17 protein-coding genes and 1 tRNA gene are annotated in these 13,342 nt (G+C 57.1%); 9 read left to right on the forward strand and 9 right to left on the reverse strand.

All coding sequences use genetic code 11. The annotated features are described in order from the left end of the window. Positions 1-100: 100 nt before the first annotated feature. Positions 101-514 carry a tellurite resistance TerB family protein gene (locus OQ273_RS17210; RefSeq protein WP_267991780.1) on the forward strand — a complete coding sequence of 138 codons (414 nt, stop codon included), beginning with the start codon at positions 101-103 and terminating at the stop codon, positions 512-514. 75 nt (positions 515-589) lie between these two features. After that, positions 590-1,399, forward strand: coding sequence for a sterol desaturase family protein (locus OQ273_RS17215; RefSeq protein WP_267991782.1), 810 nt, complete (start codon positions 590-592; stop codon positions 1,397-1,399). 12 nt (positions 1,400-1,411) lie between these two features. Here the strand turns inward: OQ273_RS17215 and OQ273_RS17220 are convergent, their stop codons facing one another. Continuing rightward, on the reverse strand, positions 1,412-2,263 hold the full coding sequence (locus OQ273_RS17220; RefSeq protein WP_267991784.1) for a transporter substrate-binding domain-containing protein: 852 nt from the start codon (positions 2,261-2,263) through the stop codon (positions 1,412-1,414). Positions 2,264-2,286: 23 nt separating this feature from the next. Then, positions 2,287-2,360: transfer RNA gene (locus OQ273_RS17225), tRNA-Gly, on the reverse strand. A gap of 124 nt (positions 2,361-2,484) precedes the next feature. On the opposite strand from OQ273_RS17225, the gene OQ273_RS17230 reads away from it, so the two are divergent. Continuing rightward, positions 2,485-3,273: an ion transporter gene (locus tag OQ273_RS17230; RefSeq protein WP_267991786.1), complete on the forward strand. Its 789-nt coding sequence runs from the start codon at positions 2,485-2,487 to the stop codon at positions 3,271-3,273. A 142-nt stretch (positions 3,274-3,415) separates the two neighbouring features. Here OQ273_RS17230 and OQ273_RS17235 read toward each other — a convergent pair whose 3' ends face one another. Both OQ273_RS17235 and OQ273_RS17240 read right to left on the reverse strand, forming a co-directional pair. Further along, positions 3,416-3,691 (reverse strand): 1-deoxy-D-xylulose-5-phosphate synthase, encoded by a 276-nt coding sequence (locus OQ273_RS17235; RefSeq protein WP_267991788.1) that lies wholly within the window; start codon positions 3,689-3,691, stop codon positions 3,416-3,418. Between the two features lie 136 nt (positions 3,692-3,827). Beyond that, positions 3,828-4,454, reverse strand: coding sequence for a M48 family metalloprotease (locus tag OQ273_RS17240; RefSeq protein WP_267991790.1), 627 nt, complete (start codon positions 4,452-4,454; stop codon positions 3,828-3,830). A gap of 301 nt (positions 4,455-4,755) precedes the next feature. Here OQ273_RS17240 and OQ273_RS17245 point away from each other — a divergent pair, with 301 nt between their 5' ends. Beyond that, positions 4,756-5,604: a DUF930 domain-containing protein gene (locus OQ273_RS17245; protein ID WP_267991792.1), complete on the forward strand. Its 849-nt coding sequence runs from the start codon at positions 4,756-4,758 to the stop codon at positions 5,602-5,604. Between the two features lie 106 nt (positions 5,605-5,710). Continuing rightward, positions 5,711-5,995: a hypothetical protein gene (locus tag OQ273_RS17250; protein WP_267991794.1), complete on the forward strand. Its 285-nt coding sequence runs from the start codon at positions 5,711-5,713 to the stop codon at positions 5,993-5,995. Positions 5,996-6,015: 20 nt separating this feature from the next. On the opposite strand, the gene cls is transcribed toward OQ273_RS17250, so the two are convergent. From cls to OQ273_RS17265, 3 genes are all read right to left on the reverse strand, one after another. Then, a complete protein-coding gene (gene cls, locus OQ273_RS17255) occupies positions 6,016-7,452 on the reverse strand; it encodes a cardiolipin synthase (RefSeq protein ID WP_267991796.1) in 1,437 nt (478 codons plus the stop codon). 60 nt (positions 7,453-7,512) lie between these two features. Continuing rightward, complete coding sequence (locus tag OQ273_RS17260; RefSeq protein WP_267991798.1) at positions 7,513-8,349, reverse strand: patatin-like phospholipase family protein; 837 nt, start codon at positions 8,347-8,349, stop codon at positions 7,513-7,515. Positions 8,350-8,667: 318 nt separating this feature from the next. Then, positions 8,668-9,543 (reverse strand): LysR family transcriptional regulator, encoded by an 876-nt coding sequence (locus tag OQ273_RS17265; protein ID WP_276562332.1) that lies wholly within the window; start codon positions 9,541-9,543, stop codon positions 8,668-8,670. A gap of 93 nt (positions 9,544-9,636) precedes the next feature. Between OQ273_RS17265 and OQ273_RS17270 the strand changes: the two genes are divergently transcribed. From OQ273_RS17270 to OQ273_RS17285, 4 genes are read left to right on the forward strand one after another with little or no spacing between them, the layout of a single operon-like run. Beyond that, positions 9,637-10,707: a sodium-dependent bicarbonate transport family permease gene (locus tag OQ273_RS17270; protein WP_267991800.1), complete on the forward strand. Its 1,071-nt coding sequence runs from the start codon at positions 9,637-9,639 to the stop codon at positions 10,705-10,707. A gap of 26 nt (positions 10,708-10,733) precedes the next feature. Continuing rightward, complete coding sequence (locus OQ273_RS17275; RefSeq protein WP_267991802.1) at positions 10,734-10,892, forward strand: hypothetical protein; 159 nt, start codon at positions 10,734-10,736, stop codon at positions 10,890-10,892. A gap of 35 nt (positions 10,893-10,927) precedes the next feature. Then, entirely contained in the window at positions 10,928-11,347 is a 420-nt protein-coding gene (locus OQ273_RS17280) for a hypothetical protein (RefSeq protein WP_267991803.1), read from the forward strand. 24 nt (positions 11,348-11,371) lie between these two features. Further along, positions 11,372-11,566: a helix-turn-helix transcriptional regulator gene (locus OQ273_RS17285; RefSeq protein WP_267991804.1), complete on the forward strand. Its 195-nt coding sequence runs from the start codon at positions 11,372-11,374 to the stop codon at positions 11,564-11,566. A gap of 156 nt (positions 11,567-11,722) precedes the next feature. Here OQ273_RS17285 and OQ273_RS17290 read toward each other — a convergent pair whose 3' ends face one another. Both OQ273_RS17290 and OQ273_RS17295 read right to left on the reverse strand, forming a co-directional pair. Continuing rightward, entirely contained in the window at positions 11,723-12,997 is a 1,275-nt protein-coding gene (locus OQ273_RS17290; RefSeq protein ID WP_267991805.1) for an MFS transporter, read from the reverse strand. A gap of 164 nt (positions 12,998-13,161) precedes the next feature. Beyond that, on the reverse strand, positions 13,162-13,338 hold the full coding sequence (locus OQ273_RS17295; RefSeq protein WP_267991806.1) for a hypothetical protein: 177 nt from the start codon (positions 13,336-13,338) through the stop codon (positions 13,162-13,164). Positions 13,339-13,342 lie beyond the last annotated feature (4 nt).

Consider the following 13,342-nt stretch of genomic DNA (forward strand, 5'->3'; position numbering starts at 1 on the left):
ACTCTATAGAACCAGCAGACAACCAACTTGCGCTATGCCGCGCCGCTTCATAATTTAAGCGCGGACACATCAACAGGACGCAGACCAAGAAGGACCTTGCATGTCATCCCCGATTACAATCCAGGACGCGCTTATCTATGTCATGGTGACCATGTCTGCCGTCGACAGGACAATGACCGACGCCGAACTCGCACAAATCGGCAATGTCACACGCACGCTGCCGATCTTCCAGGACTTCAACGAAGAGCGGCTGGTTCGCGTGTCGAAGGATTGCGGCGCAATCCTGAGCGAGCAGGACGGGCTGGATACGGTGTTGCTGATCATTCACGACGCGCTGCCGGCGAACCTCTACGATACAGCCTATTCGCTCGCCGTAGAGATTGCCGCCGCCGATCTTCACGTCGAGCAGGAAGAATTGCGGTTTTTGCAGATTCTGCGTGACCGTCTGGCGTTGGACAAACTGACTTGCGCCGCCATCGAACGCGGCGCCATGGCCCGCTACCGCACTCACTAGGTCTGTCAGCGGCGTTCAAGCGTGCCTTGGCGTCCATCGGCGCTATATTGAGAGGCGAACTACCGGAGTTTGCTCATGGAACTGTTCGGGCTTTCGGAACCCGTGGTGCGTCTCATCGCTTTTGGCGCGATCTTCCTGTCGATGGCCATCTTCGAACTGGCCAGCCCCCGGCTTGAACGGGAGGAGTTTATCGGCGCGGTCAAGGCGCGGCGCTGGTTCACCAACCTTTCCATCCTCGTATTATCCTCGCTGGCGCTACGGGTGATCTTCCCGCTTGCGGCCGTCGGCACGGCGCTGTGGGTCAACGAAAAGGGCTACGGCCTTTTCAACCTTCTCGGCACACCGCCGATTGTCGCCGGCATCATCGCTTTCATCCTGCTCGATTTCGCCGTCTGGCTGGAACATGTCGTCAGCCACAAATTCCACATCCTGTGGCGCATTCACCGCATGCATCATGCTGACCCCGGTTTCGACGTGACGACCGCGCTGCGGTTTCATCCGCTGGAGATCGTGCTTTCCATGCTGTGGAAGGCTTTGATTATCCTCGCGCTCGGTCCGCCTGCAGTCGCCGTGCTTTTGTTCGAGATCGTTCTGAATGGCACCGCCATGTTCAATCATTCGAACATCAAACTGCCGAAGACCCTCGACCGTTATCTGCGGCTGGTCCTCGTTACGCCGGATATGCACCGGGTGCACCATTCCAGCGATCCGCGCGAGACCGATACCAATTACGGCTTCAACTTCCCCTTCTGGGACAGGTTTTTCAGAACCTATCACGCCCAGCCGCGCCTCGGCCATCAGGACATGGACATCGGGCTGACGAATTACCGCGGCGATGCGCCGACCAAGCTTGGCTGGTCGCTGTTGCTGCCCTTCCGCAAATAGAAAAAGCTGCGGTCAATAAAGGCCGTTGGGGAAATAACGCAGGTAGATTTCCCGCATGCGGCCATCCTTGCTGATTGCCAGAAGCGCATGGTCGAAGGCGTCCGCAAGGTCGGCGCTTTCGCGGCTGACGGCGATGGAAAGTCCTTCGCCGAGGAAGTTCGGAGCGAAATAGGGTCCGTCAAAATAGGAGCAGCACTCATTGGCCGAATTGCTGATCAGCCAGAAGGACAGCTGCACGCCATCGCCGAAGACGGCATCGACTTCACCGGTTTTCAGACCGTCGAACATCCATTCGTCACGCTCATAGCTGACCGGCTGGATGTTCGGGAAATAGGCCCTGAGCATCGCATCATGGGCCGAGCCGGTGATCACGCCGACGCGCCGCCCGTCAAGGGCCGACGCATCGTCCCCGTCAATTTCGACCCGGTCCGAGCGCACGAACCGCGCCGGAAATTTCAGGAAAGGCCGGGTAAAGAGATAGGAATCGCGGCTGACGGAGTTGATCCCGACACCGGCGATGATCGCATCACCCTGCCCGCTGGCAATCGCCGTCGACAATTCACTCCAGGGCAAAACCTGGATCTGGCATTTCTGCGAGATGTTCAGTTCGTTGCAGATCTCGCGCGCCAGATCGACATGAAAGCCGGCCACCCGGTCCTGCTGGTCGATGAAGTTGAAGGGCGGGAAATCATAGGTCGTCAGAAATCGGATACGGTTGCGGGCCGCCAGATCCGGCACCTCGACACGCTCGCGCGGGTCCCAGTAGTTGGGCGAGGATATGGTTTGCGGCAGGGCAATCGATGCGCCCAGCACACAAAGAAGCCCCACAAGAGGCAGACGGATCATGGTCTTGAAGAGCAGCACGCTATCCCCGAACAATTGACATATGGAGCGGGTAGCGGGAATCGAACCCGCGCGTCAAGCTTGGGAAGCTTGCAGGCTACCATTACATCATACCCGCTTGCGCCATTTGCATCGAACTTTGGCTCAAGATCGAAGCAACGGCCTTTTCTGTCAAGCGCAGCTTGACTCGGGCCCGGCCCGTTGCCATGTGCAGGTGGATTGTGATCACCGGTTCCAACCTTATGCTGCAACTGAAAAATCTGCTCGAAAACCGCAAGTTCGAATGGTTCATCACGGCCATTATCATCATCAATGCCATCACGCTTGGCCTTGAGACGATCCCGTTCGCGGTGGAGCATTTCGGTCCGCTGCTCTACGCGATGGACCGGACGATCCTTGGCGTCTTCGTGGTTGAACTTGTCGCCAAGATGGCGGTCTACCGGCTGTCATTCGCCAAGGATCCGTGGCGCATCTTCGATTTCATCATTGTCGGCATTGCGCTGCTTCCGACCACCGGCAGTCTTTCGGTGCTGCGGGCGCTGCGTATCCTCAGGGTCTTGCGCCTCGTCTCCATGGTGCCGTCGCTCCGGCGTGTCGTCGGCGGGCTGATCGCCGCCCTGCCCGGCATGGGCTCGATCGTCTTGCTGCTGGGGCTGGTTTTCTACGTTTTCTCGGTCATGGCGACCAAACTTTACGGTGCAAGCTTCCCCGAATGGTTCGGCTCGATCCCGGCCTCGGCCTATTCGCTGTTCCAGATCATGACGCTGGAAAGCTGGTCGATGGGCATCGTGCGGCCGGTGATGGACGTCTACCCGATGGCCTGGGCGTTTTTCGTCCCCTTCATCGTGACGACATCCTTCACGGTCTTGAACCTTTTCATCGGCATCATCGTCTCGGCCATGCAGGCCGAGCATGAGGCCGAGGCTTCGGCCGACCGGGAGTTGCTGCAGAACGAACAGGAAATGATCCTCAACGAAATCCGTGCCCTGCGGGCGGACGTCGCCGCAATGAAGGCCGACAAATCAGGATAACCAACCACAGGCATCTGGACAGTTCTAGGCTTGCGGCAAATCCACACCCTGATGAAGAGCAGAGGACCTCGCCGGCCTTTCGCACAACTTCCGTTTGCAACGGCATTGAAGGCGGATTTCGGCCGAAACTGAGCTGCTCGCTTCAGCTGATAAGCTTGAAATACTCTTCCCGAACGGCCTCATCAATTTGGACGCCGAGATAACCCCCGTATAGTCGATCCTGCCGGTCTTTACGCGGTCCGGAAATCCAACAGTGATCTCCACTATGCGTTTCGAAGTAGTTTGCTTTGAAACCAGATCCGCTCAGGCCTTTAAACTTCAGTCCCTTGCAATAGAGGGTTTTGCCGGATTTTGAGAAATAGACGCGACCGACCACAGCAGGTCCTTCCAAACCGCCAGCCTTGTTTTCAAATTGCATTATTCGCGAGCGCGCGTGCCTGAACTCCGACGGCATTTGCTCGTCAGACTGAAGTTTCTCTAACCAATGATCCGCGTGTCTGGCCATAGCAGCGCATTTATAATCGTTGCAAAAGCGAAAGTCAGCGCAACTCGAGCTAAAATAGAAACACATTGTATGGGGGTTCATCCATACCGACGTGTTTTTCAGCCAATACTCTGCGAACTCTTACCGGATAATACCCATGATAACGCAGGAGGTAGAAACCGATCCTCCAACGCCTTTGAATTGATGTCATTTCATCGCAATAGAAAGCATGAATTCCGTACGCGGAACCGACACCCCCGCGATCCAACGATGCCTTTTCGAGCACTTGGAAAGTCTGAACACACTTTTCGCCGGACAAGCCAGCCGCCATGCACATATCGATCGCGAAAGTATCAGCCTCGATTTCCCTGCGTGCGTGAGTGATGGGTGAGACAAAACTCTGCAGAATATATGCCAGTACCCGCAGCCGGCCTTTTAGTCGTTTCGAAGCACGTGGGATGTGACCCAACTCATGATGCGCAATCTCGTGGGCAATCACGAACGCGGCCATCTCCACGGTCGCGCAGAGTTCAAGCAAGGTCCGAGTCAGGAAGATATGATTGCCGTCAGCGGTAAACGCTGCGTGGGCCGGATTATGCAAAACCGAAATCTGATAGCGCGATATTCCTGGAAAAGCCGCTTCCAGAATGCCAAACGCTTCTTGAGCAAGATCTACACTCCAATCGTCTTTGTCCATGCGCTGATCGGACGTAACGCTCGCAATCGCATCACCAAATGTCGAATAATCTGTCACATATACCATTTGGATATATAGAGTGATCGATTCAACCTTATCGTTTAGTGTTTTGTCTTCATGGTAAATGGTCAGGCATGGCCGTCTCGGAGCCCAATCAAAGCCGGCTCCATCCCTTGCGGCGGAGAAGTGACTGCAACGAAAACGTGCCGCACATACCCAGATTGCCACAATGAAAACAGAAAAGACGCAGTAGAGTTGGCGCGGTGTTTTCTGTTGTGCGCCACACTATATAACCGTTGCCATGTTGCAGAAGGTCAGGACATACAGCCGAAAAATCAGCCCGGGTGCGGCGGCGTCGGCCCTGGCGCACGCGATCATTGCGGCTGTGCTGATTTTTGGCCTGCCGGACTTGTCGCGGGACGCGGATGAACCGCAGGTTATCCCGGTGGAACTTGTGCTCTCACAGCAGGATATCCTGGCGGCGTTGCAACAGACCCTGGAGGAAACGGTTCCGCCGCCTTCCGGGCAGGAAGAGGTCGCGTCATCGGACCCGGCAGGTGGGCAACCGATCCGCACACTTTTTCCTGTCTACCAGTTCGGGGAGGAGGATGCAGGCCCAAGCGAGACCATCGATGGCGACACGCCGGAGGTGTCCGAGACTACCGAGACACAGTCTGAGGATACACCGTCCGAGGAACCCGATGTGGCCGAGCAGACCGCGGATCTGGACGAGGCGCCGACGGCCGAACAGGCAGAGGAAACAGCCGCAGCAGACGCGCCGCAACCACCTGAAGAAACGGCCGAAACAGAGCGTTCCGTACACGACACCGAGAGCGCAGTTGCAACAAGCGCCAAGAACGACATCCCGCGTGGCGTGCGTGCCGGCGATCTGTGCGCGACGGAGCTGCGCCGCCAGCTCGTCGCCTCCATCCCGCCTTACCGACCGAACCTCCTGCCGGCCTACCGGCTCGATGAGGGCACGTTGATCGTGGTGCAGAAAGGTGCGTTTCGGTCCGATGCGCAGTGGTATGATCTGAAATTCCGTTGCGAAATCGACGAGGAGGCAACACGAGTCGTTTCCTTTGACTTTGAAGTCGGAGCGCCCATTCCACGCTCCGCATGGGCAGACCGCGGTCTGCCGGCATCGTAGGGCGACCCTGCCACGCCTGTCATAGATGCCAGACAGGGGCAGACGCTTGACACCGCATCCATCGTCGTCCCAGTTTTGAAGCCGGTCCTGAAATGGCGAGGAAAAAATGAAATACGCAGCCGCCGGTGCCTGTTGCTCCTTTCTTGTCTTGTTCCCAGCGCCTTTAAGCGCCGAAACGGGAGTGCTTGAGAAACAGGCCCGGTTCGACGAATGCAGGGCGATTTTGCAGACACTTGCCGGGGCGGTCAGCGGGAAACTGGCGGAGTACAGCACAAACACCGACGAAGTGCTGGAAAGCACGTTCATCAGCGAAGACGGGACGACACGATTCACCGTCACGTGTCTGGCCAAGGAAGAGAAGGTGATTATCCGGCATGAGGCCATTCAATAAGCCTCACACGGACCTCTGTTCTAAAGGTAGGGCGCGAACAGACGCGCGAAGCCGTCGCGGAACTTGACGGCCCATGGACGCGCATCCATTTCAGCAAGCGTGATCGAGGCGGACCGCGCCTTGGCCTCGTCGAAGTGCCGAACGAGCACTGAGACGAAGTCCTTGTCATAGATCTCCAGATTGAACTCGAAATTGAGGCGCAGGCTCCGGTCGTCAAAATTGCCCGAACCGACAATCGCGTAGCTATCGTCGACGATGAAGAGTTTGGAGTGCGTGAACGGCGCGGGTTGACGACAAACCTTTACGCCGCGTTCGAGAACCTGCCAGAGCATCGCATCGGTCGCCCAACTCACGAACGGAATATTGCCCTCCTCGGGCAAGATGATTTCCACATTCACGCCGCGCATTGCGGCCGCATTCAGGCTCGCCATGAGCTCGCGGTCGGGCACGAAATAGGGCGTCATGACACGTACGCTCTGCCTCGCGGCATTGGTCGCACCCATATACATCCACCGCAGCTTCTCGAAGTCCTCATTCGGCCCGTCGATGATCACACGCGCCAATAAATCACCCGTGCCCGGCAAGTCCAGCGGCTCCGTCCGCAGATGGTTGGCTCCCGTCGCAAAGGACCAGTCTTCCAGAAATGCCCACTCGATATCCGCAACAACCGGTCCGCTGACCTTGAAGTGGAGATCGAGCGCCTTCTTGGGATTATCGACCGCTTCGGCAAGATGGCGAACGCCGATATTCATCCCTCCGGTGAAGGCGAGCCTGCCGTCCACAACCATGATCTTGCGGTGATTTCTCAGATTCAGATTGAGGAACCATTGCCAGTGGTTCCATGGCATGAACCTCGCCGTCGGAATGCCCCTTTCCTTCAGGAACCTTGAGATGCGGGGCCGGGAGTAAAGCTCGCCCAAACCATCGACGAGCACCTTGACCTCCACACCTCGTTCGACGGCATCGGCAAGCGCGTCGACAAACTGGAGACCAACCCGGTCGCTGTCGAAAATATAGGTGCACAAGCCGATCGAAACCTGCGCGTTGCGGATTTCATCGAGCATGGCCGGGAAGGCTTCCTCGCCATTGACCAGAAGCTCGATATGATTTCCCTCAACGAACCGGCGCCGCGTTACCTTGCGCGAGAGCCGGGTGAAACCGAGATGTTCGGACGGCCACTCCGCAGTGAAGGACGGATCGTCCAGATCGCTGTTGTCCGGCAGAGGCCAGCGGCGCCGCAGATACTGCGCCTGCGCCCTGATGCGGTTCACGCCGAACAGCCAATACAAGAGCGCGCCAAGGCCCGGAAGAAGAAGACAGACCGCTATCCAGCCCACCGCGGCACGCGGATCCCGCTTCCACAACAGCGCATGCCCGGCGCAGATAATGGAAAGCACGATTGCGAGCGCGGAAAGAACCCACTGAACAACACCGCTTTCGAAATCCAGAAGAAACATGTCAGTCGCCTGCCGAACCTGGCTCAGCGATAGCCAGAACGAGATTGATGTGAGCGCTTTTCAAGGCCGACGATTTGCCTCTTCCAGGTGCCGTTCGAGCTCCCTGCGCAGTTGATCGGCGGCCGGCGCAGCCTGTGCGAAAACCTTCGACGCCTCGTAGAACTCGAGCATCAGAATGTCCACGATTTCCGGGCAGATGTAGATATCCGGCGGCCGCGCCGCGATCTTCTGGCGCACTATCGACTTCTGCATGATCTGAAACGAGTTGAAAACCGACTCCTGAAACGAAGGAATAAGGCTCTCGCTTTCCGTTCTGTTTCCCAGCACATCTATCGCAATGGTCATGTCGCATTCGTCCATGATCAGGTCGTAGGGAACGGGATTGGTGACACCGCCGTCGACCAGAACACGCCCGTTGACGACCACCGGCTCCAGCACCCCCGGCACCGCCATGCTCGCGTGAACCCCTGTCCGGATGTCGCCGGTTTCAAGCACCACCTCGTTACGGCGCCAAAAGTCCGCCGCAACGACTTTGACCGGAATGTCCAGTTCCTCAAAATCCTTGACCTTCACATATTTCATCAAATCATCGAGGAACGCGTCGGCCTTCAGCAAGCTTCCGCCTTTCCAGTTGACGCCTGCGAGCTGCAGCCAGGTGAAAACATTGCCCATTGCGTCAATAAAGCTGCTGTTCTCCTTGTTCGAGATGTTCTGGATTTCCTCCCGCAAAGAGCGCGCACTTATGCCCGATGCATACATCACCCCGATAATCGCCCCGATACTGGTGCCGACAATGCGGCTCGGTTTAATGCCGAACTCGTCGATCACCTCGAGCATGCAGATATGGGCCAGCCCCTTGGCTCCGCCGCCGCCAAGGGCCAATCCGATGTCCGTCATCGATCGCTCCGCAACAGGTTCACTGTTATCGAATTTTGAAGCACTGGCGTGCGATCCATGATTTTGTTTTTTCCAACCATTTCAGAACAAGCCTCAATCGGGCATTGAATCCATCCCGCCCCTACGATCATCTGGTGATCCAGTTTCACTGGAAATGCAAGCTCCGGAAATAGAAACCGCGTGGCGCGCGCCGGCGACCACTGCACAATAGCGCGCGACCCGCCTGGTCAGCGATCAAAAATCGCCGCGGTCAAATGAATGAGTTTAAACCAGAGCTGCTCCCGGGGCCTTGTGAAGCGGGGGCAGCGAATGTCTGCTTTACGAAGACTGTTGCTGAAGAAGATCCGCAAGGGCGGGATGCGGGAACCTTCTTGGAATGGTGACCGCGAAGAACGGTTCCGAAATTCCAAGGTCGAATGCGGCCGTTTCAAGGATACCTGCTTTGATCTCGTCAGCGACCACGACCGACGGCGCGACGGCCAGCCCGACGCCCTCGCGAGCGAGCAGACGGACCATGGCCATATCATCCACGCTGGCTACGATACGCGGCTGCACACCCAGGCGGGCGACCAGACTCTCGAAGCCGGCGCGGATCACGCTTTCGGTCGGCAGGATAACGGGCGCGTTCCGCAAAAGCTCGCCCAGCGTTTCGCTCCCGAAAAAATCCGGCTTGCCATGTATGCGCACTGGTTGCTCGGCGATCCTCTGTGCCGCAAAGGCGGAATCGGAACGAGGCGGTGGCACCTGCGTCGTCAGAACCACGTCCAGTGTCAGCGTGTCCAGATCGTGAAGCAGTGTCTCAAGGCTTCCTGATTTCAACCAGAAACCAGAGTCGGCATCGGCCAGCAGCGGACCGAGGAACTGTAGCTGAAAATTGCGTGACAATGTGGACATTGCACCAATGCGCAAGGGCGTCCTGGCAGAGCTGTTCTGTTGCAGTGTCGCCAACAGTTCATCACCGGCATTGAAGATCTGGTCGGCATGATCCAAGGCAATCCGTCCTGCTTCGGTAAGAACCAGCTTGCGCGAAACGCGCTCGAACAGGTCCACGCCCAGGCTCTCTTCCAACTGCCGGATTTGGATCGACAGGGCGGATTGAGCCACATTCAACCGGTCGGCCGCACGCCCCAGATGCCCCTCGGTGGCGACCTCGCGAAAATAGCGAAGATGATGGTAGTTCAGTCGAGAAATCATTCTTTTTTATAGAACAAAAATATCAGAAAGATATATTTTTATTCTGCCTGCAACTCCCCTATCTCAAGCGGCAACGTTAAGGGGAACCACCACATGGAAATTTTGATGATGATCGCTGGCACTGTTGTTGAGCAGTTACAAAAGCCGACGCTTGCTTTTCTCATTGCCGGAATGATGTTGGCTGCCCTGGGCGCCAGGTTCGAGATTCCGCAATCGATTTACAAGTTCATCGTCATACTGCTCCTGCTCAAGGTGGGCATGAGCGCGGGAATATCCATCCGAAACGCGGATACTCTCTCGTTCCTCGTTCCGGCCAGCTTGGCGATTCTTGTCGGGATCGCGATCGTATTTCTGGGCAGCCGGTCGCTGGCGCGCTGGAACGGTGTGTCCCGGGTCGATGGTCTCGCCACCGCGGGTCTCTTCGGCGCAGTTTCGGCTTCCACGCTCGCAGCCGGAATGGCGGTCCTTGATGACAGCAACATCTATTACGAAGGTTTCATTGGGGCTCTCTATCCCTTTATGGATGTCGCGGCCCTGGTTACCGCAATCATGTTGGCAAAGCTCAGCGCCGCGCGGCAAGCGGCGGTTACCGTCTACCCGGGGCGTGACGGCGCTGCTTCGATAGGATCGACGGGCGCGCCCACACCGATTGGCGCCAGTATGGGAGGCTCAGGTCTTATCCGCGAGATCCTCGTCGACACCTTGCGCAGTCCCGCAATCTCCGCACTGATCACCGGACTTGCACTGGGTGTGCTGTCGGACCCCGAAACCGTCTACAAGAGCTTCTATGAGCCGCTGTTCCGGGGGCTGCTTTCCATATTGATGCTGATCATGGGGATGGAAGCCTGGACCCGGCTGGCGGAACTTCGCAAGGTCGCGCATGCCTATGTCCTCTACGGCCTCGTAGCCCCGATCCTTCATGGACTGTTGGGGTTTGGCGCCGGACTGGCGGCACATCATCTGACAGGGTTTTCTGAAGGCGGCGTTATCCTGCTGGCGCTCATGGCGGCATCGAGCTCGGATATTTCAGGTCCACCGACCATACGTGGCGCGCTGCCTGAGGCGAACTCGTCGGCCTATGTCGGAACTTCCACTGGCTTGGGCACGCCGGTGGCGATCCTTAGCATACCGCTGTTCATCGGCTTGGCAGATCTGGTTTTTTAACACGGGAGACAGACCTGACAATTTGGTTGCAGCCGGGCGAGCACAGCGAGACCTGCGGCGCAGATGACGCCGCCGATCCCTGCAACACCATCACCGAGGGCGACCTCAGCCATAAAGCCGAGCTCGTCCTCATCGTAATTGCGGGCAGCCACGCCAAGGCGCTTTACATTCAGACGAAAAAATGACAAGTATACTTTACATAATGATAAGGATGCTTTTCATGACCATTTCCACACAATCACAAATCATTGCGTCCATCGTCGTTTTTCTCGGCGCCGCCTACATCTGGACCTTTGCCCCCCCGTTTTTCGTGACCGTCATCTTCACAATTCTGTGTATCCTGTGGTCGGGGTGGATTTTCATCTCGATCTTCCGGGGCACAGATGAACCCTATTCAGCGAGCGTAAGGTACGCTATGGCAACAGCCAGCGGTGTTGGCGTTCCGCTGTCTATCGCATTTGTCGTGCTGATGATCGCCACGCCGGCTATTCAGGGCATGATCACACATATCGCGATGTTCGGCAGAAGCGGTTTGTCTTCAGCCGCAATCGGCTTCGGCATGGGCGTAACGTTCACCATTATTGTGCTGTGCGCCGTTTTTTTCATCAGTCATTTGGCGTGGTGGGTATCCAAACGGTGAGGAGCGCGGTCGTTTGAGGCGAACATGAAGAATAATATCCGCGTTTTGCGCGCAGAACGACGCTGGACCCAGGCCGACCTCGGGAAATTACTCGGCGTGTCACGGAACTCCGTCAACGCGATCGAGAACGGGAAATACGACCCGTCATTGCCACTGGCGTTTCGGATCGCACGGCTATTTGGAAAAACCGTTGAAGAGATTTTTGAGGACGGAGAGTGACAAGCAGCCGATCAATTGAGGCTGCCTCGAGCCGCCGCTGCGCATTGCGCGCAGCCGGTAGCGGTCTTGGCGGCGGAGCCTCAAGGGCATCGCATCGGCCAGCCAGAGCACATTCGGGTCAAATCCGATTCCCGATTTTTGATTCCGGATTTCATGTCAGGCTGCTTTGGGCTCCGAATCGTCTTGCATTCTCACGGCCAGATACGCCGAAAACGCATTGAGTGCGGCCAGGGCCACCAGCGACAAAAGCACGCTGTGCAATTGAGCAAGCATACCGAGACCTGCGGCGAAGATGATGCCGCCAATCCCTGCAACAACATCACCGAGGGCGACCATATAGGGACGATCCTGCTCCGACGACATCGAGAGGAGGTAAAGATAACGTCCGTTTTGAACGCCACCGATCCCAAACGACAAAAAGAAGATTGTCGTGGCATAGACCCACGGATTGCTGGCGAGCCCGAACAGGTCGAAGACAATCGCAGTCAATGCTGAAAAGGACGCAATGGCCGATGCGCCGGCGATCGTATACCGGATCGGGTGCCGGACCAGTTTTCGCCAAAGCAGCGCTCCAAGCGCGGTGCCGGCACTCGTCGCGGTCACAAATATACTCAGGATATGGGGCGTCGACAGGTGATAGGTGGCGGCATGTATCGTATAGAACGGCGTTGCAAGCTCGACCGACAAAAAGAATATGCGGGATACAAGGAACTTCCTGTACCAGGCATATTGGACCGCCAGCGCCCATCCGCGAGCGACCTCGGCCATGAAGCCGAGCTTATCCTCCGATTGAGGTTCGGCGGCTTGTTCAGACGGCGGCGTCTTTGTCACCACAACCCGATAAAGAAACATGCAGGCCATCAGAAGCGAAACGACACCCATCCACAAAAGAACGCGGTGGCGCTGGTAGGGTGTGTCGCCCGCCATGAAGTCGCGGGTGAGCCAGACGGCCACGATCGCCACGACGCAACTGCCCGCAAGTTGGGTAAAAACAATCTCGCCACGGTCGCGTTCACCCAGCTCAGATCCGTAGATCTGATTGCTTCCGAGGGCCCAGATCCCGACGCAGAGACCCAGAACAATGGAGACGACGATAAACAGCGCCGCCGCAATCCAGACGGGCAGGCTTTCCGCCGACAACGCGACAAGTGCCAGAACGCCGGCGATGACAAGATTTGGAAGCATCATCGCATATTTGGCGCGCGCGCCGATCTTTATGTAAGGCGAGACCAGAGCCTCGATGATCATGCGCGCGGCCTTCACGCATGGAAGAAGGAGCGTTGCAATGAATTGCGGCGCACCAAGCGCCAGGTAGAGAAACGGCAACACCATTCCCGGACTGGCAACGATGTCGGAAACCGATTCGCCGATTCCCGACCACAACAGGTAGGACCGGTTTTTGTTCGAGCCGGATGCGGGTGTTTTACCCAACTGTTTTGTCCACACATTATGGCCCGGTGGGCCGCGTCGCACCCGACCGTAACACCGAAGGTCCGCTTTGTCCGCATATGCAAGAGTTTTGCACAGCAGGTGGCCATCACTGCAGTGAGGGTCAAAGGGCTCTGTGGTCACTTGGTCAAAGTGCCTGGAGAGCTTCAAGCGTTCCAGTTTGTCAGCAACGCCATGGTCCGGGCCCGGTAGGCCGTTTCATCGGGACAGGCCGCAAATATCTTTATGCGCTCCCGCATCCTGCTGCTGACCCTGTTTGCTGCCCCGCCCCCATTGTAAAAGAAAGTAATACAGCCCGCATCGGGCAGGCTGCCAAAATACATATCA

The sequence above is a fragment of the Hoeflea prorocentri genome, from assembly GCF_027944115.1.
Classification (GTDB): Bacteria; Pseudomonadota; Alphaproteobacteria; order Rhizobiales; family Rhizobiaceae; genus Hoeflea_A; species Hoeflea_A prorocentri.

Bases quoted from the DNA above. Each gene is read 5' to 3' on its own strand.
- OQ273_RS17210 (WP_267991780.1), top strand. From the start codon at position 101: ATGTCATCCCCGATTACAATCCAGGACGCGCTTATCTATGTCATGGTG.
- OQ273_RS17215 (WP_267991782.1), top strand. From the start codon at position 590: ATGGAACTGTTCGGGCTTTCGGAACCCGTGGTGCGTCTCATCGCTTTT.
- OQ273_RS17230 (WP_267991786.1), top strand. From the start codon at position 2,485: ATGCTGCAACTGAAAAATCTGCTCGAAAACCGCAAGTTCGAATGGTTC.
- OQ273_RS17235 (WP_267991788.1), bottom strand. From the start codon at position 3,691: ATGCAATTTGAAAACAAGGCTGGCGGTTTGGAAGGACCTGCTGTGGTC.
- OQ273_RS17240 (WP_267991790.1), bottom strand. From the start codon at position 4,454: ATGGACAAAGACGATTGGAGTGTAGATCTTGCTCAAGAAGCGTTTGGC.
- OQ273_RS17245 (WP_267991792.1), top strand. From the start codon at position 4,756: ATGTTGCAGAAGGTCAGGACATACAGCCGAAAAATCAGCCCGGGTGCG.
- OQ273_RS17250 (WP_267991794.1), top strand. From the start codon at position 5,711: ATGAAATACGCAGCCGCCGGTGCCTGTTGCTCCTTTCTTGTCTTGTTC.
- cls (WP_267991796.1), bottom strand. From the start codon at position 7,452: ATGTTTCTTCTGGATTTCGAAAGCGGTGTTGTTCAGTGGGTTCTTTCC.
- OQ273_RS17260 (WP_267991798.1), bottom strand. From the start codon at position 8,349: ATGACGGACATCGGATTGGCCCTTGGCGGCGGCGGAGCCAAGGGGCTG.
- OQ273_RS17265 (WP_276562332.1), bottom strand. From the start codon at position 9,543: ATGATTTCTCGACTGAACTACCATCATCTTCGCTATTTTCGCGAGGTC.
- OQ273_RS17270 (WP_267991800.1), top strand. From the start codon at position 9,637: ATGGAAATTTTGATGATGATCGCTGGCACTGTTGTTGAGCAGTTACAA.
- OQ273_RS17280 (WP_267991803.1), top strand. From the start codon at position 10,928: ATGACCATTTCCACACAATCACAAATCATTGCGTCCATCGTCGTTTTT.
- OQ273_RS17285 (WP_267991804.1), top strand. From the start codon at position 11,372: ATGAAGAATAATATCCGCGTTTTGCGCGCAGAACGACGCTGGACCCAG.
- OQ273_RS17295 (WP_267991806.1), bottom strand. From the start codon at position 13,338: ATGTATTTTGGCAGCCTGCCCGATGCGGGCTGTATTACTTTCTTTTAC.